At 67.8% G+C, this 20,557-nt stretch carries 22 protein-coding genes; 19 read left to right on the top strand and 3 right to left on the bottom strand.

Translation table 11 applies throughout. From position 1 onward, the window contains the following. The first annotated feature begins 249 nt into the window (after positions 1-249). Positions 250-1,074 carry a Cof-type HAD-IIB family hydrolase gene (locus KPB06_RS33360; protein WP_059578077.1) on the top strand — a complete coding sequence of 275 codons (825 nt, stop codon included), beginning with the start codon at positions 250-252 and terminating at the stop codon, positions 1,072-1,074. Between the two features lie 130 nt (positions 1,075-1,204). Here the strand turns inward: KPB06_RS33360 and aqpZ are convergent, their stop codons facing one another. After that, complete coding sequence (gene aqpZ, locus KPB06_RS33355) at positions 1,205-1,948, bottom strand: aquaporin Z (protein WP_006489324.1); 744 nt, start codon at positions 1,946-1,948, stop codon at positions 1,205-1,207. Positions 1,949-2,247: 299 nt separating this feature from the next. Here aqpZ and KPB06_RS33350 point away from each other — a divergent pair, with 299 nt between their 5' ends. Beyond that, positions 2,248-2,544 carry an H-NS histone family protein gene (locus KPB06_RS33350; protein WP_021162849.1) on the top strand — a complete coding sequence of 99 codons (297 nt, stop codon included), beginning with the start codon at positions 2,248-2,250 and terminating at the stop codon, positions 2,542-2,544. 103 nt (positions 2,545-2,647) lie between these two features. Here the strand turns inward: KPB06_RS33350 and KPB06_RS33345 are convergent, their stop codons facing one another. Further along, positions 2,648-3,712 (bottom strand): glycosyltransferase family 4 protein, encoded by a 1,065-nt coding sequence (locus KPB06_RS33345; RefSeq protein WP_059578080.1) that lies wholly within the window; start codon positions 3,710-3,712, stop codon positions 2,648-2,650. 315 nt (positions 3,713-4,027) lie between these two features. Beyond that, complete coding sequence (locus KPB06_RS33340; RefSeq protein WP_181035347.1) at positions 4,028-4,378, bottom strand: hypothetical protein; 351 nt, start codon at positions 4,376-4,378, stop codon at positions 4,028-4,030. On the opposite strand from KPB06_RS33340, the gene flhD reads away from it, so the two are divergent. The 17 genes from flhD (at position 4,377) to KPB06_RS33255 (ending at position 20,294) form a co-directional block, all read left to right on the top strand. Beyond that, the gene (gene flhD / locus KPB06_RS33335; RefSeq protein ID WP_059578082.1) at positions 4,377-4,697 is read left to right on the top strand and encodes a flagellar transcriptional regulator FlhD; all 321 of its coding nucleotides are present in this window, start codon (positions 4,377-4,379) and stop codon (positions 4,695-4,697) included. The genes KPB06_RS33340 and flhD overlap by 2 nt on opposite strands. 92 nt (positions 4,698-4,789) lie before the next feature. After that, positions 4,790-5,344 (top strand): flagellar transcriptional regulator FlhC, encoded by a 555-nt coding sequence (gene flhC, locus KPB06_RS33330; protein WP_059578085.1) that lies wholly within the window; start codon positions 4,790-4,792, stop codon positions 5,342-5,344. A gap of 191 nt (positions 5,345-5,535) precedes the next feature. Continuing rightward, the gene (gene motA / locus KPB06_RS33325; protein ID WP_059578087.1) at positions 5,536-6,396 is read left to right on the top strand and encodes a flagellar motor stator protein MotA; all 861 of its coding nucleotides are present in this window, start codon (positions 5,536-5,538) and stop codon (positions 6,394-6,396) included. 13 nt (positions 6,397-6,409) lie between these two features. After that, positions 6,410-7,429 carry a flagellar motor protein MotB gene (motB, locus tag KPB06_RS33320; RefSeq protein WP_059578090.1) on the top strand — a complete coding sequence of 340 codons (1,020 nt, stop codon included), beginning with the start codon at positions 6,410-6,412 and terminating at the stop codon, positions 7,427-7,429. Between the two features lie 16 nt (positions 7,430-7,445). After that, positions 7,446-7,823, top strand: coding sequence for a response regulator (locus KPB06_RS33315; RefSeq protein WP_059578092.1), 378 nt, complete (start codon positions 7,446-7,448; stop codon positions 7,821-7,823). A gap of 33 nt (positions 7,824-7,856) precedes the next feature. Continuing rightward, positions 7,857-10,127 carry a chemotaxis protein CheA gene (gene cheA / locus KPB06_RS33310; protein WP_275905628.1) on the top strand — a complete coding sequence of 757 codons (2,271 nt, stop codon included), beginning with the start codon at positions 7,857-7,859 and terminating at the stop codon, positions 10,125-10,127. 47 nt (positions 10,128-10,174) lie between these two features. Continuing rightward, positions 10,175-10,690 carry a chemotaxis protein CheW gene (gene cheW, locus KPB06_RS33305; RefSeq protein ID WP_059578098.1) on the top strand — a complete coding sequence of 172 codons (516 nt, stop codon included), beginning with the start codon at positions 10,175-10,177 and terminating at the stop codon, positions 10,688-10,690. A gap of 37 nt (positions 10,691-10,727) precedes the next feature. Beyond that, positions 10,728-12,686 (top strand): methyl-accepting chemotaxis protein, encoded by a 1,959-nt coding sequence (locus KPB06_RS33300; RefSeq protein ID WP_275905629.1) that lies wholly within the window; start codon positions 10,728-10,730, stop codon positions 12,684-12,686. A gap of 3 nt (positions 12,687-12,689) precedes the next feature. Next, entirely contained in the window at positions 12,690-13,682 is a 993-nt protein-coding gene (locus tag KPB06_RS33295) for a CheR family methyltransferase (RefSeq protein WP_124659565.1), read from the top strand. Continuing rightward, positions 13,679-14,407: a chemoreceptor glutamine deamidase CheD gene (gene cheD / locus KPB06_RS33290; protein WP_099315949.1), complete on the top strand. Its 729-nt coding sequence runs from the start codon at positions 13,679-13,681 to the stop codon at positions 14,405-14,407. Before KPB06_RS33295 ends, cheD begins: the two co-directional genes overlap by 4 nt. Beyond that, positions 14,404-15,495: a protein-glutamate methylesterase/protein-glutamine glutaminase gene (locus KPB06_RS33285; RefSeq protein WP_059578107.1), complete on the top strand. Its 1,092-nt coding sequence runs from the start codon at positions 14,404-14,406 to the stop codon at positions 15,493-15,495. The genes cheD and KPB06_RS33285 overlap by 4 nt, the downstream gene beginning before the upstream one ends. A gap of 67 nt (positions 15,496-15,562) precedes the next feature. After that, positions 15,563-15,958 carry a chemotaxis response regulator CheY gene (cheY, locus tag KPB06_RS33280; RefSeq protein ID WP_026045350.1) on the top strand — a complete coding sequence of 132 codons (396 nt, stop codon included), beginning with the start codon at positions 15,563-15,565 and terminating at the stop codon, positions 15,956-15,958. 2 nt (positions 15,959-15,960) lie between these two features. Next, complete coding sequence (gene cheZ / locus KPB06_RS33275; RefSeq protein WP_059578110.1) at positions 15,961-16,692, top strand: protein phosphatase CheZ; 732 nt, start codon at positions 15,961-15,963, stop codon at positions 16,690-16,692. Between the two features lie 318 nt (positions 16,693-17,010). Continuing rightward, entirely contained in the window at positions 17,011-17,514 is a 504-nt protein-coding gene (locus tag KPB06_RS33270) for a DUF2844 domain-containing protein (RefSeq protein ID WP_059578113.1), read from the top strand. A 16-nt stretch (positions 17,515-17,530) separates the two neighbouring features. Continuing rightward, positions 17,531-18,763: a DUF3443 domain-containing protein gene (locus tag KPB06_RS33265; RefSeq protein ID WP_226094301.1), complete on the top strand. Its 1,233-nt coding sequence runs from the start codon at positions 17,531-17,533 to the stop codon at positions 18,761-18,763. 163 nt (positions 18,764-18,926) lie between these two features. Then, a complete protein-coding gene (locus KPB06_RS33260; protein ID WP_124659103.1) occupies positions 18,927-19,424 on the top strand; it encodes a VOC family protein in 498 nt (165 codons plus the stop codon). Positions 19,425-19,913: 489 nt separating this feature from the next. After that, a complete protein-coding gene (locus tag KPB06_RS33255) occupies positions 19,914-20,294 on the top strand; it encodes a DUF805 domain-containing protein (protein ID WP_059578122.1) in 381 nt (126 codons plus the stop codon). Positions 20,295-20,557 lie beyond the last annotated feature (263 nt).

The raw sequence follows: 20,557 nt of genomic DNA, 5'->3' as shown, positions 1-20,557 counted from the left end.
CCAACACCAGCCCAACACCAGCCCAACACCAGCCCAACACCAGCCCAACACCAGCCCAACACCAGCCCAACACCAGCCCAACACCAGCCCAGCACCAGCCCAGCACCAGCCCAGCACCAGCCCAGCACCAGCCCGCAGCAGCCCGCAGCAGCCCCCAGGCCCCGCGTGCCCGGCAACGACCCGGCGCGCTGCCGGGTACGACGTTAAAATGGCGCTTCCTCCGTGCCGCGCGCGCCACTCTCCCGCCCCATGTACAAAGTCATCGCCACCGATCTCGACGGCACGCTGCTGAACAGCGACCACCAGCTCGACCCGTACACGATCGACACCGTTCGCCGGCTCGACCGCGACGGCGTGCAATTCGTGATCGCCACGGGGCGCCACTATGCGGACGTCGCCGGCATTCGCGACGTGCTCGGCATCCGGCCGTACCTGATCACGTCGAACGGTGCGCGCGTGCATGCGCCGGACGACACGACGATCCACGCGCAGGACGTCGACGCGGCGATCGTTCGCCGCCTCGTGCAGCCCGAAGTCGCCGGCGCGCACGGCCGCGTGATCGTCAACCTGTTTACCAACGACGGCTGGCTGATCGACCGCGAAGCGCCGCACCTGCTCGAATTCCATCAGGATTCGGGCTTCCGGTACGAGGTGATCGACATGGCCGCGCATGACGGCGCCGCTATCGCGAAGGTGCTGTATATCGGCGAACCGGCCGATCTGGCGGTCGTCGCCGAGCAGATGCGCGTGCAGTTCGGCGATGCGCTGTACGTCACGTACTCGCTGCCCGACTGCCTCGAGGTGATGACCGCGAACGTGTCGAAGGGGCGCGCGCTGCGCACGGTGCTCGCGCGGCTCGGCGTCGATGCCGGCCACTGCATCGCGTTCGGCGACAACATGAACGACATCGACCTGCTCGAAACCGCCGGTCATGCGTTCATGATGAACAACGCGAATCCCGACCTGATCGCGCGGTTGCCTCACATTCCGCGGATCGGCAACAACTTCGACGCGGGCGTCGCCCGCCACCTGCGCACGCTGTTCTCGCTCGAAGACGACGTCGTCGCGTCCTGAGCGCCGGCCCCGTGCGCGTTTGCCGCGTGGAAATGAAAAACGGGCGCCAGGGGCGCCCGTTGAAATTGCCTGCCTCGATGTTCTTCGACAGCGTGAGGCTCGCTGCTCTGCTCGCTTGACCCCGTAGTGTTTATTCGCTTGTGCGAGCTGATGCGGGCAGCAGGTCGACGGCGTCGTCACGCCCGGCGACCAGCGGATAGATGATTCCGGCGAGCACCGCGCCGATCAGCGGCGCGACCCAGAACAGCCAGAGCTGACCGATCGCGTCGCCGCCCACGAACAGCGCCGGGCCGGTCGAGCGCGCCGGGTTCACCGACGTGTTGGTGACGGGAATCGAGATCAGGTGAATCAGCGTCAGGCACAGCCCGATCGCGATCGGCGCGAAGCCGGCCGGCACGCCGCGCTTGTCGGTCGCGCCGAGGATCACGAACAGGAAGAAGCCCGTCATCACGACTTCGCAGATGAACGACGCGGCGAGCGAGTAGTGGCCGGGCGAGCGATCGCCGAAGCCGTTCGTCGCAAAGCCGCTGCCGACCACGTCGAAACCCGGCTTGCCGGTTGCGATCAGGTACAGCACGAACGCGCCGAGCGTGGCGCCCACCACTTGCGCGACGATGTACGGTGCGAGATCGCGCGCCGGAAAGCGGCCGGCGACCGTCAGGCCGACGCTCACCGCCGGGTTCAGGTGGCAACCGGAGATGTGGCCGATCGCGAAGGCCATCGTCAGCACGGTCAGGCCGAACGCGAGTGCGACGCCGGCAAAGCCGATGCCGAGGCCCGGAAAGGCGGCGGCCAGCACGGCGCTTCCGCACCCGCCGAGCACCAGCCAGAACGTGCCGAATACCTCTGCAGCGAGACGCTGAGAAAGATTCATGTAGGGACCTCGTTCGAGTGGGTTGAAGACCCGGGGCGACGCAACGGATTTATTCGGTCGTCCGGAATTGGTCTGGATTATAGGAAATGAATCGGGCCCGGGAGGGTAAACGATTGTTAAATTTGAATGGCTGACGAATGCCTTTTATTAGAATAAGTCCGCATTCTCGATATAGGCGATTCGGTTAAAGATGGCAGCATTAATTTCGAAGGGCAGGGCGGCAGTGCGGATGACGTAACGGATGTTGGTGTCCCGGCCGGATTCGCCGGGGCCGCATCATCGAAAAGGGGAGTCGAAAAATGTCTCAATACGCGAAACTCAAGGCGCAGATCGCCGATCTGCAGGCTCAGGCGGACGACGTGCGCCGCCAGGAAGTGGCGGCGGTGATTGCCGAAGTCCAGCAGAAGATTGCGGAATATGGGCTGACCGCCCAGGATCTGGGCTTCGCGGAGCGGGCGAAGCGCGGGCGCCCGCCGAAGAAGGCGCCGCTGCCGCCGAAATACCGTGATCCGAAGTCCGGTGCAACCTGGAGCGGGCGTGGCAAGCCGCCGAATTGGATCGTCGGGAAAAACCGCGATCGTTTCCTGATCGAATGACCGCAAGCCAAATAGAAAGAGCCGCATCGTCGATGCGGCTCTTTCGTTTTACGCGCCGATTTCGGCGCGGTTTTTACCGCGCATTTCCCGGCGGATTTCCGTGTCAGGCGCCCGCAACCCGGCGCAATGCCGGCTGCTTGGCCGCCGCGCAAAGCGATTCGTAGGTTTCGACGTAACGCCGCGCCATCGCCTTCGCGCTGAAGCGCGTGTCGAACCGTTCGCGGATCGCGGTGCGCGACAGGCTGTCGATCCGGTGCAGCGCGCCGACCGCGCCCTGCACGTCCTCGACGATGAAGCCGGTCACGCCGTCCTCGATCACTTCCGGCACCGAGCCGCGGTTGAACGCGACGACCGGCGTGCCGCAGGCCATCGCCTCGATCATCACCAGGCCGAACGGCTCCGGCCAGTCGATCGGGAACAGCAGCGCCTTCGCACCGGACAGGAACGCGGGCTTTTGCGCTTCGTTGATCTCGCCGATGAATTCGACGTGCGCTTGGTCGAGCAGCGGCTCGATCACTTCCTTGAAGTAGTCGGCGTCGGCCTTGTCGACCTTCGCGGCGATCTTCAGCGGCAGCCCGCTTTGCGCGGCGATGCGGATCGCGGTGTCGACACGCTTTTCGGGACAGATCCGGCCGAGGAACGCGAGGTATTCGGGCTTCACGTCCGGCTGCGGCGTGAGCAGCGTGTCGGGCAGCCCGTGGTACACGGTGCCGGCCCACGCGGCCTGCGGCAGCGGCTTGCGCTGGTTGTTCGAGATCGACACGACCGGCGAATCGGGGAACGCGTCGAACACCGGCTGCAGCTCCGGCAGGTCGAGGCGGCCGTGCAGCGTCGTCACGTACGGCGTGTCGAGGCGCGACATCAGCGGGAACGGCAGGTAATCGAGGTGGAAGTGCAGCACGTCGAATTCGTGCGCGACCCGGGCGACCTGCTCGAGGAGCCGCATATGGGGCGCCATCGAGTCGCGGACCGACGGGTCGAGCCGCAGCGCGCGCGGCCACGCCGCCTCGAGACGGGCCGACGTGACGGAGTCGCCGCTGGCGAACAGCGTCACGTCATGGCCGAGTTCGACGAGCGCCTCGGTGAGATAGGACACAACCCGCTCGGTGCCGCCGTAGAGTTTCGGCGGGACGGCTTCGTAAAGCGGCGCGATCTGGGCAATTCGCATGGATGTTCTCCAGTGTCGATCCGGGGGCGCGATGGCGCCGATGGGGATCCCGTACAAGGTGGCGGAACTCGCCGACGCACGCGCTTCGCGGTACGTGGCCGGGCCCTGGGCGGGTGCGGGGGGCGCCGGACGGCAAGCTGCGGGGCGGGCCGGCACGGCTCGCGCCGCCGCCCATTGGAGTCCATTATCGATATCGCCCTGAGGGGTTCGAGTGTTTTTTCAAACACTTAAGGCTTGTTACACGATGAAATACGCGAAAACCCCGAGAAAAAGGGCACGGAATCCTGAACCGAGATAGCCTCGACTATTGTTGCGCTATCGTGAAAAACCACTATAATTTTTACCGATCCGATTGCCGGCGGCCCTGCCGGCGAGCCTTCCGCCACCGGCGCCGCGGGCATCGGTCTCCTCGCAACCGAATCCGCGTTGCAACCCGTTTTTCCAATAGCGCCTTTCAATCGGCCTTGTCAGAAAAATTCCTACACGGTTTACAGACAAATCCTGCATGGCATACGCCACTTCGCTGATACCGACATAAATCCCGTTTGGCCAAAATTCGCCCTGTAAGACTATAAACGAGCCGACTGAGCGCCTGGTGCGCACTGATCGAGCAAACGTTTTCATAACATGAATGGCCAAAGCAACGCTCTTTAACGGGGGAATCATGGGCACCACCAGCGAAATGCTCAGTGAGATCAAAGAGGTCAACCTGTCGTACCTCCTCCTCGCGCAACGACTGCTGCGGGAAGACAAGGCGATGGGTATGTTCCGCATGGGCATTTCTCAGGAACTCGCCGACGTGCTCGCCAACCTCACGCTCGCGCAGACCGTGAAGCTGGCCGCGTCCAACCAGATGCTGTGCCGCTTCCGCTTCGATGATCACGCGCTGCTGTCGTCGCTCGCCGACAAGGGCCGCAGCGATGTCGTCGCGCACGCCCACTCGGCCATCCTGATGGCCGGGCAGCAGGTCGAAGGCGTCCGCTGATCCATTCCGCCTTGCGTTCGTCCCGGCGCGCCGCGCCGGCCGGCAGCGTATTGGCCATTCATTCGAACAACGTCAAGCGGACGGTTATCACCATGGCAAGCAAAAGCGTCGTGATCGAGGTGAAGGAAATCACCCTCGCCATCGAACTGATCGAACTGGGCGCCCGGCTGCAGCTGCTGGAGGCGGAGACGAGCCTGTCGCGGGACCGTCTGATCAAGCTGTACAAGGAACTGAAGGGCGTGTCGCCGCCGAAGGGGATGCTGCCGTTCTCGACCGACTGGTTCATGACGTGGCAGCCGAACATCCACTCGTCGCTGTTCTACAACATCTACCGGTTCATGCAGGACCACGGCCGCTGCGAGCCGATCCAGTCGATCGTGAAGGCGTACCGGCTCTACCTGGAGCACGTGAACCTGTCCGGCGACGAGGCCGCGCTGAGCCTCACGCGGGCATGGACGCTGGTGCGCTTCTTCGATTCTGGGATGCTGCAGATGACTCCGTGCACGCGCTGCGGCGGCCATTTCGTCGCGCATGCGCATGATCCGCATCAAGGTTTCGTGTGCGGCCTGTGCCAGCCGCCGTCGCGCGCCGGCAAGACGCGCAAGGCCGCCGCCGCGCGCGCCGAACTGGCCGCCGCCCTGGCCTGAGCGCCGCGCCGGGCAACGCCGGGCGGGGCGCGAGCGTCGCACGGGCGGCGCCCGCGGGCCGCGCGAATCGTCCGCGCACTGCTGGTAAACACCGTCGGGCCGCCGCCGGGCGGCCGCGAAAGTTTTCCTGCCGACTGCCGTAAACCTGTTTAACGGCGGTCTTCCCGCCGGTCTTTCGTGAGGGACAGGCAGTGCTGATTATCGTGGGAACACTCGTGACGCTGTTGTCGGTCTTCGGCGGTTATGCGCTGGCGGGCGGACATCTGGGCGCCTTGATCCAGCCCATCGAGGTCCTGATGATCGTGGGCGCCGGCGTCGGCGCGTTCATCCTCGGCAACGGCGGCAAGACCATCAAGGCCACGCTGCGCGTGCTGCCGACGCTCTTCAAGGGCTCGAAATACACGAAGGACGTCTATATGGAGCTGATGGCGCTTCTTTACGTGCTGCTCGCGAAGGCACGCAAGGAAGGCACGCTGACGCTCGAGGCCGACATCGACGATCCGGAAAAGAGCCCGATCTTCACGCAATACCCGAAGATCCTCGCCGATCACCACATCGTCGAATTCCTGACCGACTACCTGCGCCTGATGGTGGGCGGCAACATGAACGCGTTCGAGATCGAGAGCCTGATGGACGAGGAGATCGAGACGCACCACACGGAAGGCGAAGGCCCGGCGCATGCGCTGATGCGCGTCGGCGACGCGATGCCGGCGTTCGGGATCGTCGCGGCCGTGATGGGCGTCGTCCACACGATGGCCTCGGCCGACAAGCCGCCCGCGGTGCTCGGCGCGATGATCGCGCAGGCGCTGGTCGGCACGTTCCTCGGGATCCTGCTGTCGTACGGGCTGATCGGGCCGCTCGCGAGCCTCGCGGAGCAGCGCGTGGCCGAGTCGACCAAGATGTTCCAGTGCATCAAGGTGACGATCCTCGCGACGCTGAACGGCTATGCGCCGGCGATCGCGGTCGAGTTCGGCCGCAAGGTGCTGTTCTCGACCGAGCGCCCGTCGTTCTCGGAGCTCGAAGAGCACGTGCGACGCGTGAAGGCGAAGTGAGGCGGAGCGACCGATGAGCAAGAGCAAGGATCGCGCGATCGTCGTCAAGCGGGTGGCCCCGGCGAAGAAGGGCCATCACGGCGGCGCATGGAAGCTCGCGTACGCGGACTTCATGACCGCGATGATGGCGTTCTTCCTGCTGATGTGGCTGCTGAGCTCGGTCACGCCGGTGCAGCTGAAGGGGATCGCCGAATACTTCAACATGCCGCTGAAGGCCGCGATCCTCGGCAGCGGCGACCGCAGCTCGCAGGATTCCAGCATCATCAACGGCGGCGGCCGCGACCTGTCGAGCGCGGACGCCGGCACGCTGCGCCGCACCGACGGCACGACGCCGCTTGCCGAGCGCCTCGCGAAGGCGGGCGACGAGCATTCGCGGTCGCAGGCGCAGGGCGCGCAGGACCGGCTCGAGCAGACGCGCCTGCACGACCTGCAGATCAAGCTGATGGCCGCGATCGAGGCCAATCCGACGCTGCGCCAGTTCAAGCAGCAGATCCGCATCGATTCGACGCTGATGGGGCTGCGCATCGAGATCGTCGATTCGCAGAAGCGGCCGATGTTCGCGATGTCGAGCGACCACGTCGAGCCGTACATGCGCGACATCCTGCGCGAGATCGGCAAGACGCTGAACGACGTGCCGAACCGGATCATCGTCCAGGGCCACACCGACGCCGTGCCGTACGCGGGCGGCGAGGGCGGCTACAGCAACTGGGAGCTGTCGGCCGATCGCGCGAACGCATCGCGCCGCGAGCTGATCTCCGGCGGCATGGACGAGGCGAAAGTGCTGCGCGTGCTCGGCCTCGCGTCGACGCAGAACCTGAACAAGGCCGATCCGCTCGATCCGGAAAACCGCCGGATCAGCGTGATCGTGCTGAATCGCAAATCCGAAGAAGCGCTGATGCGCGACGACGCGACGACGACGACGCTGTCCGCCGACGCGGCCGGTTCGAAGCTGCTCGCGCAGCAGCTCGGCGGCCCGACGCCGGCGGCGCGTCCGATCGTGGCGAGCGCCGTGGCCGTGGCGCCGAAACCCTGACGTTTCCGAGACAGACATGATCCGAACCATTCTCGCCATCGACGACTCCGCGACCATGCGTGCGCTGCTGCAGGCGACGCTTGCGCAGGCCGGCTACGACGTGACGGTGGCGCCGGACGGCGAAGCCGGCTTCGACATGGCGGCGACGGCGCCGTACGACCTGGTCCTGACCGACCAGAACATGCCGCGCAAGAGCGGGCTCGAGGTGATCGCCGCGCTGCGCAAGCTGAGCGCGTACGCGGACACGCCGATCCTCATCCTGACGACCGAGGGCAGCGACGCGTTCAAGGACGCGGCACGCGACGCGGGCGCGACCGGCTGGATCGAAAAGCCGATCGACCCGGGCGTGCTGGTCGACCTGGTCGCCACGCTGTCCGAGCCGGCTGCCTCCTGACATGAACGCGACGAATTCAACCGGTGACCGGGCATGACTCTCGACATCACTCAGTTCTACCAGACCTTTTTCGACGAAGCGGACGAGTTGCTCGCGCAGATGGAGCAGCTGCTGCTGAACCTCGACGTCGATTCGCCCGATCCCGAGGATCTGGCGGCGATCTTCCGCGCCGCGCATTCGATCAAGGGCGGCGCGGCGACGTTCGGCTTTTCCGCGCTGACCGATACGACGCACATCCTCGAATCGCTGCTCGACCGCGCGCGCAACCATGAGCTGACGCTGACCAAGGAGATGGTCGACGCGTTCCTGGAAACGAAGGACGTGCTGTCCGACCAGCTCGTCGACTACCGCGCGAGCGCCGAACCGGACGCGGCCGCCGCCGCGGCGATCTGCGCGAAGCTCGAACGGCTGAAGGCCGAAAGCGGCTCGGGCGCGCCCGCGGCAGCCGAGCCGGCGCCGGCCGCGCCTATGCCGGTCGCCGCCGCCGTGGCGCCGGCCGCCGAGCCCGTCGCAAGCGGCGATCGCGCGCCCGACCATGTGGTCGAGCAGGCCGTCGCGGCCGCGCATCCGGCGGCTGACGCCGATGCCGACGGCCCGCACCTGAAGATCACGCTGGTCGGCGTCGACGCGAAGGACCAGGCGCTGCTCACCGAGGAACTCGGCAACCTCGGCCGGATCGTCGGCCGCGAGGAAGCGGGCGCGGACCTGTCGCTGTGGGTCGAATCGGAGGTGCCGTCCGACGACATCGTCGCCGTGTGCTGCTTCGTGATCGACGAAAGCCAGATTCGCGTCGCACGCGGCACGGCGCCGGCCGCCGCCGGCGATGCGAAGGACGCCGCCGCAGTGGCCGCCGCCCCGGCCGCCGCGGCCGCGCCGCCCGCACGCGTCGAGGTGTTCGCGCTGCAGGCCGCCGCGCCGCAACCGGCTGCGCCGGCATCGACGCCGGCCGAGCCGCCCGCCGCCCCGGCCGCGGCAGCCGCCACGCCGCCGCAGCAACACGTTCGAGCGCAACCGCAGCCGGCCGAACATGCGGCGCCGGCCGCCGCCGCGCATCACGACGACAAGCGCGCACGCCCGGCCGCCGCGGCCGCGGGCGGCGCAGAAGGCAGCTCGATCCGCGTCGGCGTCGAGAAGGTCGACCAACTGATCAACCTCGTCGGCGAACTGGTGATCACGCAGGCGATGCTGGCCGAGACGGCGAGCGCGTTCGATCCCGCGCTGCACGACCGCCTGTTCAACGGGATGGCGCAGCTCGAGCGCAATGCGCGCGACCTGCAGGAAGCGGTGATGTCGATCCGCATGATGCCGATGGACTACGTGTTCAGCCGCTTCCCGCGCCTCGTGCGCGATCTCGCCGGCAAGCTCGGCAAGCAGGTCGAACTGGTCACGTTCGGCCAGGCGACCGAGCTCGACAAGAGTCTGATCGAACGGATCATCGATCCGCTCACGCACCTCGTGCGCAACAGCCTCGACCACGGGATCGAAACGGTCGACAAGCGCGTCGCGGCCGGCAAGGACGCGGTCGGCCAGCTCGTGCTGTCGGCCGCGCATCACGGCGGCAACATCGTGATCGAGGTGAGCGACGACGGCGCGGGCCTGAACCGCGAGCGGATCCTCGCGAAGGCCGCGAAACAGGGCATGCAGATCTCCGAGAACATCAGCGACGACGAAGTCTGGCAACTGATCTTCGCGCCGGGCTTCTCGACGGCCGAGACGGTGACCGACGTGTCGGGCCGCGGCGTCGGGATGGACGTGGTGAAGCGCAACATCCAGTCGATGGGCGGCCATGTCGAAATCTCGTCGCAGGCCGGCCGCGGCACGACCACGCGGATCGTGCTGCCGCTCACGCTCGCGATCCTCGACGGGATGTCGGTGAAGGTGGGCAGCGAGATCTTCATCCTGCCGCTGAACTTCGTGATGGAGTCGCTGCAGCCGTCGAACGACGACATCTACACGGTCGGCAACGGCGAGCGCGTGGTGCGCGTGCGCGGCGAATACCTGCCGCTCGTCGCGCTGCACGAGGTGTTCTCGGTCGACGACGCGCGCACCGACCCGACCCAGGGGATCGTCACGATCATGGAAACCGAGGGGCGCCGCTTCGCGATGCTGATCGACGAGCTGGTCGGCCAGCAGCAGGTGGTCGTGAAGAACCTCGAAACCAATTACCGCAAGGTCCACGGCATCTCGGCGGCGACCATCCTGGGCGACGGCAGCGTCGCGCTGATCGTCGACGTCGCGGCGCTGAACCGCGAAACCCGTGCGACGCACGGCGCCCGTGCGGGCGCCGAACTCGCCGTCTTCTGACTCTCGCCATCAACCGATTGGGGGCAAACGTGTCCGCTGAAGTTCAAATGATCAATCCGGCCGCGGCGAACGCGGCCACGAGCCGCCGCGACGCCGAACACGGCGATGCGACGGGCCAGGAATTCCTCGTCTTCACGCTCGGCGACGAGGAATACGGGATCGACATCCTGAAAGTGCAGGAAATCCGCGGCTACGACAGCGTCACGCGAATCGCGAACGCGCCCGAGTTCATCAAGGGCGTGATCAACCTGCGCGGCATCATCGTGCCGATCGTCGACATGCGGATCAAGTTCCACCTCGGCCGCGTCGAGTACGACCACCAGACCGTCGTGATCATCCTGAACGTGTCGAACCGCGTGGTCGGGATGGTGGTCGACGGCGTGTCGGACGTGCTGACGCTGCAGACCGACCAGATCATGCCGGCGCCGGAATTCGGCGCGACGCTGACGACCGAGTACCTGACGGGCCTCGGCACGGTCGACGGCCGGATGCTGATCCTGATGGACATCGAGAAGCTGATGTCGAGCCGTGAAATGGCGCTGATCGAGACACTCGGCGGGTAAGCGCGCCGCGCGCGCAGCAATTTCGGGAGAATCTGCAATGTTGCATAACTGGTCGATCCGCACGACGCTCACGGCGGTCGGACTCATCCTCGTGTGCCTGGCCGCCGCGGTCGGCGGGCTCGGCCTTTACGCGCTCAATCAGGCGAGCCGTTCGCTCGACGAGATCGCGCACGTCGACCTGCCGGCGATTCACACGCTCGACGACACGGCCGCGCAACTGCTGCGCTCGCGCGTGGCGCTCGATCGCTTCCGTACGCTGACCGAAGCCGGCAACGCGGCCGACGCGGCGAAGGTGCTCGACCGCGCGCAGGAGCTGTTCGCGAAGTCGAACCAGAACTGGCAGGCGTTCCAGTCGACGCCGAAGCTCGGTGTCGAGCAGGCGCTTCTCGACGAGCTCGCCGCACGCTACACGACGATCGTGAAGGAAGGCGTGGAGCCCGAATTTGCCGCGGCGCGCGCGGGCGACATGGCTGCGTACCACGCGGTGGCGGACACGAAGATCAGCCCGATGTTCGTCGCGTTCGACCAGACGGCGTCGGCCGTGATCGCCGCGCTGCAGAAGCGCGCGCAAGAACGTCAGACCGCGACGCAGTCGCAGATCTCGATGATGATCGCGCTGATCGCGGCCGGCATCGCGATCGCGTTCGTCGTCGTGATCGCGATCCGCTTCGTGCTGCGCGGGCTGATCGTCCAGCCGATCGAGGATGCGATCGCGCACTTCGAGCGCATCGCCGGGGGCGACCTCACGCAGCCGGTGAACGTATCGAGCACGAACGAGATCGGCCGCCTGTTCGGCGGCATCAAGCGGATGCAGGACGCGGTGACGACGATGGTGCAGGCCGTGCATCGCGGCACCGAATCGATCGACGTCGGCGCGCGCGAGATCGCCACCGGCAACATCGACCTGTCGCAGCGCACCGAGGAGCAGGCCGCGTCGCTGCAGGAAACCGCGTCGAGCATGGAGCAGCTGACGGGAACCGTGCGGCAGAACGCGGAGAACGCGCGGCAGGCGAGCCAGCTCGCGGTGAACGCGTCGGACATCGCGACGCAGGGCGGCGAGGTGGTCGGCCAGGTCGTGTCGACGATGCAGGACATCGCGGCGAGCTCCGGCAAGGTGGTCGACATCATCGGCACGATCGAAGGCATCGCGTTCCAGACCAACATCCTCGCGCTGAACGCGGCCGTCGAGGCCGCGCGGGCCGGCGAGCAGGGCCGCGGCTTCGCGGTGGTCGCGGGCGAGGTGCGCTCGCTCGCGCAGCGCAGCGCGAGCGCCGCGAAGGAAATCAAGCAGTTGATCGGCGATTCGGCCGAGAAGGTCGACAGCGGGTCGGCGCTCGTCGCGCGCGCCGGCTCGACGATGGACGAGATCGTGCAGGCCGTGCGCCGCGTGACCGACATCATGGGCGAGATCAGCGCCGCGTCCGACGAGCAGTCGACCGGCATCGAGCAGGTCAACCGCGCGGTCGGCCAGATGGACGCGGTCACGCAGCAGAACGCGGCGCTCGTCGAGCAGGCGGCCGCCGCGGCCGCGTCGCTCGAGGAGCAGACGCGCCAGATGAAGGCGATCGTGTCGGGCTGGCGCGTCGCGGGCGGCATCGCGCTCGCGCCGGCGCGCAGCGTCGCGCGGCCGGCCGCGCACGAACCGGCGGCGCTGCCGTCGGCGTCGCGCCACGACGCGCCGGTCGCCGCGCTGCCGGCGCCGCAGGGTGCGGCCCAGCCGGCGGCACGGCGCGCCGCGCCGGCGTCGCGCACGGCTGTGTCGGGCGCCGAGCACGAATCGAAGCGCGCGGCCGACGCCGCGCCGCGCACGCAGAAGGACGCACCGGCTGCCCGTGGCGCCGCCGCGGCGGGCGGCTATGGCCCGCGTCTGGCGAAGACGGCCGCCCCGGCGGACAAGCCGGCCGCGAAGCCCGCGCTCGTGCGCCCGGCGCTGAGCGGCGAGAAGCCCGCGCTGGCGGCCGCCGGCGCGTCCGACGACGACTGGGAGACCTTCTAAGCCATGCAGCACGCGCGCGCGCCGTTTCGACCCGATGCACCGGATGCCTCGCCTCGCGCGGGCGAGCCGGGGCGCGACTTCGCGTTCACCGGCGCGGATTTCGCACGCATTCGCGCGCTGATCCACCAACGCGCGGGCATCTCGCTGTCCGAGCACAAGCGCGACATGGCCTACAGCCGTCTCGCGCGGCGGTTGCGGGCGCGCGGCCTCGACACGTTCCGCGACTACCTCGACCTGCTCGAACAGGAAGACGATCCGCTCGAGTGGGAAGCGTTCACCAATGCGCTGACGACCAACCTGACCGCGTTTTTCCGCGAGGCGCACCATTTCCCGATCCTGTCGGAATTCGTGAAAGGGCGGCCGGCGCCGGTATCGGTCTGGTGCTCGGCGGCGTCGACCGGCGAGGAGCCGTACTCGATCGCGATCACGCTGATCGAGGCGCTCGGCGAAACAGCCGCGCGCGGCGCGTCGATCCTCGCGACCGATCTCGACACGCAGGTGCTCGCGAAGGCCGAAGCCGGCATCTACACGTACGACCAGGTCAAGCACCTGTCGCCGGAGCGGCTCAAGCGCTTCTTCCTGAAGGGCACGGGCGCGCAGGCCGGCCGCGTGAAGGTGCGCCCCGAGCTGCGCGCGATGATCCGCTTCGAGCAACTGAACCTGACCGATGCCGACTACGGGATCGCGAAGCCGTTCGACGCGATCTTCTGCCGCAACGTGATGATCTATTTCGACAAGCCGACGCAGGGGCAGGTGCTGTCGCGCTTCGAGCCGCTCGTGAAGCCGGGCGGGCTGCTGTTCGCCGGCCATTCGGAGAACTTCACGTACGTGACGCAGGCGTTCCGGCTGCGCGGGCAGACGGTGTACGAACTCACGCGCGACGCCGCGCAGGGCGCGCGCGCGCGCGGTGCGCCGGCGAGCGCGGCGGCCGAGCTGCCGTCGCCCGTGCGCGCACGGGCCGCGGGCGGCGCGCCGGCCCTGGGAGAGCGCGGATGAGCGCACTGCCGATCGCGACCAATCGCTACTTCGACAACCACTTCGAACGCCCCGGCGTGAAGCTGTTGCCGAACGAGTTCTACACGACGGCCGATGACATGGTGCTGATGACCGTGCTCGGCTCGTGCGTCGCCGCGTGCCTGCACGACCCGTACGCGGGCATCGGCGGGATGAACCACTTCATGCTGCCGGACGACGGCGCCGATCCGGGCGCGGCCGCGTCGGAATCGATGCGCTACGGCGCGTATGCGATGGAAGTGCTGATCAACGAGCTGATCAAGGCCGGCGGGCGCCGCGAGCGCTTCGAGGCGAAGGTGTTCGGCGGCGCGGCCGTGCTGGCCGGGATGACGACGATCAACATCGGCGATCGCAACGCCGATTTCGTGCGCCGCTACCTCGCGCTCGAGCGCATCCGCATCACCGCGGAAGACTTGCAGGGCGTGCATCCTCGCAAGGTCGCGTTCATGCCGCACAGCGGGCGCGCGATGGTGAAGAAGCTGCGGCTGCAGGTGCCGGGCGTGACCGAGCGCGAAGCCGCGCTCGCGCGCGAGGCCGAGCGCGCCCGCGCCGCACGGACGCGCGCGCAGATCGAGCTGTTCGCCGCGAAGCGGCCCGCGGCGCCGCAACCGGCGCGCCCGCGCATCGAGCTGTTCGGCGGGCGCGGCGCGGCGCCGTCCGCCGGGAGCCCGCACGCGGCAAACCTATCAAGAAAGCAGGAGGCATGACCGCAGTGCAGAAGATCAAAGTATTGTGCGTCGACGATTCGGCGTTGATCCGCAGCCTGATGACCGAGATCATCAACAGCCAGCCCGACATGACGGTGTGCGCGACCGCGCCCGATCCGCTCGTCGCGCGCGAGCTCATCAAGCAGCACAACCCCGACGTGCTCACGCTCGACGTCGAAATGCCGCGCATGGACGGGCTCGACTTCCTCGAGAAGCTGATGCGCCTGCGGCCGATGCCGGTCGTGATGGTGTCGTCGCTGACCGAGCGCGGCTCGGAAATCACGCTGCGCGCGCTCGAACTCGGCGCGGTGGATTTCGTCACGAAGCCGCGCGTCGGGATTCGCGACGGGATGCTCGACTACGCGGAAAAGCTCGCCGACAAGATCCGCGCGGCGTCGCGTGCGCGCGTGCGCCAGGCGCCGCAGCCGCAGGCCGCCGCGCGCGCGGCGGACAGCGCCGCGGCCGCGCCGATGATCAACAACCCGCTCGTCAGTACCGAGAAACTGATCATCATCGGCGCGTCGACGGGCGGCACCGAGGCGATCCGCGAAGTGCTGACGCCGCTGCCGCCGGATGCGCCGGCCGTGCTGATCGCGCAGCACATGCCGCCGGGCTTCACGAAGTCGTTCGCGCAGCGGCTGAACGGGCTGTGCCGGATCGCGGTGAAGGAAGCCGAGCACGGCGAACGCGTGCTGCCCGGCCATGCGTACATCGCGCCGGGGCACGCACACCTGTTGCTCGCGAGAAGCGGCGCGAACTATATTGCGCAACTGTCGGACGAGCCGCCGGTGAACCGGCACCGCCCGTCGGTCGACGTGCTGTTCCGCTCGGCGGCGACGCACGCGGGCAAGAACGCGATCGGCGTGATCCTCACCGGGATGGGCCGCGACGGCGCGGCCGGCCTGCTGGAAATGAAACGCGCGGGCGCTCACACGTTCGCGCAGGACGAAGCGAGCTGCATCGTGTTCGGGATGCCGCGCGAGGCGATCGCGCTCGGTGGCGCGGACGAGGTCGCGCCGCTCGCCGACATGAGCCGCCGCGTGATGGCGCGCCTGGCGACGATGGGCGACCGCGTGCAGCGCGTGTGAATGGAATGTCACGGGGCGCGTGCCACGATGCGCGTCCCGACGGAAACGAATCTGGAAAGGAACGACGATGGACAAGAGCATGAAAATCCTGGTGGTGGACGATTTCCCGACGATGCGCCGGATCGTCCGCAACCTGCTCAAGGAACTGGGCTACACGAACGTCGACGAGGCGGAAGACGGCGCGGCCGGCCTCGCGCGGCTGCGCGGCGGCGGCTTTGACTTCGTGATCTCCGACTGGAACATGCCGAACCTCGACGGCCTCGCGATGCTGAAGGAAATCCGCGCGGACGCGACGCTCACGCATCTGCCGGTGCTGATGGTCACGGCCGAGTCGAAGAAGGAGAACATCATCGCGGCCGCCCAGGCCGGCGCGAGCGGCTACGTCGTGAAACCGTTCACGGCCGCGACGCTCGACGAGAAGCTGAACAAGATCATCGACAAGATGGCCAAGACCGGGAGCTGAACGTGAACGAGCCGATCCATGCGGCGCTCGCCGGCGCGGCGGTCAACGCCGACGGCCATGCCGAAGGCGCCGATTACGCGAGCGACCGGATCCTCGCGCGCATCGGCCACGTCACGCGCACGCTGCGCGATTCGATGCGCGAGCTCGGGCTCGACAAGCATGTCGAGCGCGCGGCCGAAGCCGTGCCCGATGCGCGCGACCGCCTGCGCTACGTCGCGACGATGACCGAGCAGGCCGCGGTGCGCGTGCTGAATGCGATCGAGATCGCGAAGCCGATGCAGGAGCGCGTCCAGAACGAGGCCGAGGCGCTTGACGCACGCTGGGCGCAGTGGTACGCGGCGCCGATCGAGCACGCGGAAGTGCGCGAGCTGATGGACGATACGCGCGCGTTCCTGCGCACGCTGCCCGAATCGACGGCGGCGACCCGCGCGCAACTGCTCGAAATCATGCTCGCGCAGGATTTCCAGGATCTGACCGGGCAGGTGATCAAGAAGATCATGGACATGGTCTACCTGATCGAGCAGCAGCTCCTCACCGTGCTCGTCGAGAACATCGCGCCCGAGCGGCGCGAGCAGTTCGCGGCCACCGCCGCCGCGCTCGCGGCCGAACAGATCAGCGCGACCGGCAGCCCCGAGTCGCTGCTGAACGGCCCGCAGATCGCGCCGGAAGGCAAATCCGACGTGGTTCAGGACCAGGGGCAGGTCGACGACCTGCTCGCGAGCCTCGGTTTCTGACCCGCCGCGGCGCAGCCGCGCGCCCCTTCGCCGGGCGCCCCATTGCCGGGCGCCCCACTGCCGGGCGCCCCTTTGCCGGGCGCCCCGTTCCGCGGGGTCGCCGATGCGCGCATTCCCCGTTTCCTGCGTCGTTTCCCCGAGCCCGCCACCGCTGCGCTGCGCGGCGTGATCCTGCGTCGAATTGACAATTGGACACACTCCGCAGGCATACTACGCGTCAGCAGCAACGCAGGGTCATTCGTACGATTCATCAGTGGACAGGCGGCGCGGGCCGATGGCGGCGCCGTCGGCAACGCAGCCAGTCCCTTGGGGGGGAACGTGAAGCTGAAACGCTTGGGCTGGACCGTCGCGCACGCGACGGCTGCAATGGGTGTGCTGTGGGCCGTCCACGCACACGCGGAACTGGGCGGCGCGCCGATGTCGCCGCCGGCGGACGATCAGGCCGCCACCGTGCGCGCGCTGCAGCGCGCGATGCGCTCGGCGGACGGCGTGCAGACGAGCGCGGCCGCCTATACCGTGCGCGAGATCACGCTCGGGTCGGGCACCGTCATCCACGAATACACGTCGGCCGCCGGCAGCGTGTTCGGCCTCGCCTGGCGCGGGCCGACGATGCCGGATCTCGCGTCGCTGCTCGGCAGCTATTTCCCGCAGTACACGGCCGGCGTCCAGGCGGCGCACCGGGCGCGCGGGTGGCGCGCGCCGGTGGCCGTCGAGACGAGCGGCCTCGTGATCCGGACGGGCGGCCACATGGGCGCCTTCTCCGGCCAGGCATGGCTGCCGTCGGCGCTGCCTGCCGGCGTGGCCGGCACCGATATCCAGTGACAGCGGGAGAGCGATCTTGAGCATTCCTCGTACATTCAAGCGCTGGCTCGGCGTGCTGGGCCTCCTGGCCGCGACGGCCGTGCTCGTGACGGCATGCGGCGGCGGCGATGGCGGCGGCGGCAGTGCGGGCAACAACGGCAATACCGGCAACAACGGCTCCGACGGCAACAGCGGCAACACGGCCGTCATCACGGTCGGCGCCGGCGCCGCGAACGTGATCAACATCCCGACCGTCAGCGTGAAGGTCTGCGTGCCGGGCACGTCGAACTGCCAGATCGTCAACAACGTGCTCGTCGATACCGCGTCCTACGGGCTGCGGCTCGTCGGCAGCGCGGTGTCGGGCGTGCTCGGCAGCCTGCCGCATGTGACGAGCGGCGGCGCGCCGGTCGCCGAATGCGGCAAGTTCGTGTCGAGCTACACGTGGGGGTCGGTGCGCACGGTCGACCTGTCGATCGGCTCCGAGCAGGCGGCGTCGCTGCCGGTGCAGATCATCGGCGACCTCGGCACGGCGAACGTGCCGAGCTCGTGCACGAACGGCGGCGCGTCGGCCAACTCGACGGGCGCGCTCGGCGCGAACGGGATCCTCGGCATCGGGCCGGCGCCGTACGACTGCGGCACGACGTGCGCGACGTCGACGTCGTCGAACAACAACAACTACTACGCGTGCCCGAACGGCGACAACGCGAGCTGCGCGGTCGCGCTCGTGCCGCTCGCGCAGCAGGTGGCGAACCCCGTGCATCGTTTCGCGAACAACGACGGCGTGAGCGTGCAGATGCCGACCATCTCGGACAACGGGCAGGCGAGCGCGACCGGCACGCTGACGTTCGGTCTGCCGAACCTGAGCGGCAAGACGGTGATGACGTCGACCACGACCGGCGACGTCAGCGCGACGTTCCAGGGGCGCAACGTGATGGCGTTCTTCGATACGGGCTCGAACGCGTATTTCTTCAACGATTCGGCGCAGACGGTCTGTTCGAGGAATACGGAGTTCTACTGCCCGTCGTCCACGACCACCTATTCGGCGACGCTGAGCGGCCAGAACGGCGCATCGGGCACCGTGTCGATGCCGGTCGCGAACGCGGATTCGCTGTTCTCCAATTCGTCGACGTTCGCGTTCAACGACATCGCGGGGCCGTTCGGCTCGTCCAACTGGCTCGACATCGGCATGCCGCACTTCTACGGCAAGACGATCTACTTCGGGATGGACAAGACCGCGAGCGGCGGCGCGCAGCCGTTCGTCGCGTTCTGACGCGGCACGGCCGCGGGCAGCAAAGAGGGGGCGAGCGATCGCCCCCTTTTTTTTATCCGACAGCCGCGCGCGCACTACGGATCGAATCGCCGCCGTGTGCGCGCGCAGCGCCTACGATGTAAGACCGGCACCGGTGCCGGCACGACATCGAGGAGACAGCGCCATGACCCCGCGCATACAACGCATCACGCCGTTCCTGTGGTTCGACCGCGACGCCGAGGCGGCGGCCGATTTCTACGTATCGGTGTTCGACAACGCGCGCATCGTGCACGTCGCGCGCTACGGCAAGGCCGGCGCGCACGCGTCCGGACAGGCCGAGGGCACGGTGATGACGGTCGCGTTCGAACTCGACGGGCAGGCGTTCGTCGCGCTGAACGGCGGCCCCATGTTCCAGATGACGCCGGCCGTGTCGTTCGTCGTCAACTGCCGCGACCAGGACGAGATCGACCATTACTGGGCGCGCCTGGCCGAAGGCGGCGACGCGCGCGCGCAGCAATGCGGGTGGCTGCGCGACCGCTTCGGCGTGTCGTGGCAGGTCGTGCCCGTGCAGATGGCCGAACTGATGACGGGCGACCCGGCCCGCGCCGAGCGCGTGATGGCGCAGGTGATGACGATGAAGAAGCTCGATCTCGGCGCGCTGCAGCGGGCGGCAGCCGGTTAGCGGCGGCCGGCCAGGCCGCTTCGCTCGGTCTGGCCGTTCAGGCTTTTCACGCCTTTCACGCCTTTCACGCCTTTGAGGCCAGTGGCCGCCCGTGCCGTATTGCCGTCGGGCGAGGCGATGCGGCCGGTATCGACAATGGCGAAGGGTGACGCGACCGCCGCGCCTGCGTATTGCCGGCTGCCCGGTTAATCGCACGCCGGATCCTCGAGTCGATTATCGGGGCGGCCGTTTCATTCGGCTGTAATCGAATGTCGGATTATCCGGGCCGTCGTTTCCGTCAGATCTTCACGATTATTAAAATGACGCGGCGTGCAAGCCCCGGCCAAGCCGAAATGCGCCATTGCAGCCATTTCCGTGTCATATGGGCGGGCGATACGCCCCTGTGCGCGTAGTGCGCCGCATGCGAAAAGAGATGGAGCGCACTGAAATTCAACCCTATAATTTCGGCGTTGTTTCCGGGGTGCCAATATAAAACAGGAGGGTAATAAGATGAATTTTTCCGAAGCCATTCGTGCCGTACTGAATAAATACGCCACGTTCGAAGGCCGTGCGCGCCGCGCCGAATACTGGTATTTCGCGCTGCTGAGCTGCGTGCTGTCGATCGTCGGCCAGATCATCGGCGCGGCCGGCCGCGACGGCGGCCTGATCACGCTGCTGCTGCTCGGCGCGATCTCCCTGGTGTCGCTCGCGCTGATCGTTCCGGGCATCGCGGTCAGCGTGCGCCGCCTGCACGATACGGGCCGCTCGGGCTGGTTCCTGCTGCTCGCGCTGATTCCGATCGTCGGCAGCATCCTGCTGCTCGTGTGGATGTGCTCGCGCGGCACCGAAGGCCCGAACCGTTTCGGCGCGGACCCGATTCCGGCCGTCTGACCGACGCTGGCCCCCGACGCGCGACGTCGTTGGGGGCCGTTTGCCCCGCTTTTCCCGCTTTCCCGCGCTTCTCCCGCTTTCCCGCCCGCCGTTTCACCGTTCCCTTCGCATCGCACCGTCACCGTCCCGCCTGCGGCCGCCATTTCGCCGACGCGCCGCCCGGCCTGCTTTCGCGCCGCGCCGCGCGTCGTTCCGCCCCCGCTCCGGCCGCGTTCGCGGCCGCTCGCCCGATTCCCCGAAATACCCCCCTTTCCCGGCTTTGC

The organism is Burkholderia semiarida (assembly GCF_029268935.1).
GTDB classification, from domain to species: Bacteria; Pseudomonadota; Gammaproteobacteria; order Burkholderiales; family Burkholderiaceae; genus Burkholderia; species Burkholderia semiarida.
This window is presented reverse-complemented; position numbering and strand designations above follow the sequence as displayed.

Bases quoted from the DNA above. Each gene is read 5' to 3' on its own strand.
- KPB06_RS33360 (WP_059578077.1), top strand. From the start codon at position 250: ATGTACAAAGTCATCGCCACCGATCTCGACGGCACGCTGCTGAACAGC.
- aqpZ (WP_006489324.1), bottom strand. From the start codon at position 1,948: ATGAATCTTTCTCAGCGTCTCGCTGCAGAGGTATTCGGCACGTTCTGG.
- KPB06_RS33350 (WP_021162849.1), top strand. From the start codon at position 2,248: ATGTCTCAATACGCGAAACTCAAGGCGCAGATCGCCGATCTGCAGGCT.
- KPB06_RS33345 (WP_059578080.1), bottom strand. From the start codon at position 3,712: ATGCGAATTGCCCAGATCGCGCCGCTTTACGAAGCCGTCCCGCCGAAA.
- flhD (WP_059578082.1), top strand. From the start codon at position 4,377: ATGGGCACCACCAGCGAAATGCTCAGTGAGATCAAAGAGGTCAACCTG.
- KPB06_RS33340 (WP_181035347.1), bottom strand. From the start codon at position 4,378: ATGATTCCCCCGTTAAAGAGCGTTGCTTTGGCCATTCATGTTATGAAA.
- flhC (WP_059578085.1), top strand. From the start codon at position 4,790: ATGGCAAGCAAAAGCGTCGTGATCGAGGTGAAGGAAATCACCCTCGCC.
- motB (WP_059578090.1), top strand. From the start codon at position 6,410: ATGAGCAAGAGCAAGGATCGCGCGATCGTCGTCAAGCGGGTGGCCCCG.
- KPB06_RS33315 (WP_059578092.1), top strand. From the start codon at position 7,446: ATGATCCGAACCATTCTCGCCATCGACGACTCCGCGACCATGCGTGCG.
- cheA (WP_275905628.1), top strand. From the start codon at position 7,857: ATGACTCTCGACATCACTCAGTTCTACCAGACCTTTTTCGACGAAGCG.
- cheW (WP_059578098.1), top strand. From the start codon at position 10,175: ATGATCAATCCGGCCGCGGCGAACGCGGCCACGAGCCGCCGCGACGCC.
- KPB06_RS33300 (WP_275905629.1), top strand. From the start codon at position 10,728: ATGTTGCATAACTGGTCGATCCGCACGACGCTCACGGCGGTCGGACTC.
- KPB06_RS33295 (WP_124659565.1), top strand. From the start codon at position 12,690: ATGCAGCACGCGCGCGCGCCGTTTCGACCCGATGCACCGGATGCCTCG.
- cheD (WP_099315949.1), top strand. From the start codon at position 13,679: ATGAGCGCACTGCCGATCGCGACCAATCGCTACTTCGACAACCACTTC.
- KPB06_RS33285 (WP_059578107.1), top strand. From the start codon at position 14,404: ATGACCGCAGTGCAGAAGATCAAAGTATTGTGCGTCGACGATTCGGCG.
- cheY (WP_026045350.1), top strand. From the start codon at position 15,563: ATGGACAAGAGCATGAAAATCCTGGTGGTGGACGATTTCCCGACGATG.
- KPB06_RS33260 (WP_124659103.1), top strand. From the start codon at position 18,927: ATGACCCCGCGCATACAACGCATCACGCCGTTCCTGTGGTTCGACCGC.
- KPB06_RS33255 (WP_059578122.1), top strand. From the start codon at position 19,914: ATGAATTTTTCCGAAGCCATTCGTGCCGTACTGAATAAATACGCCACG.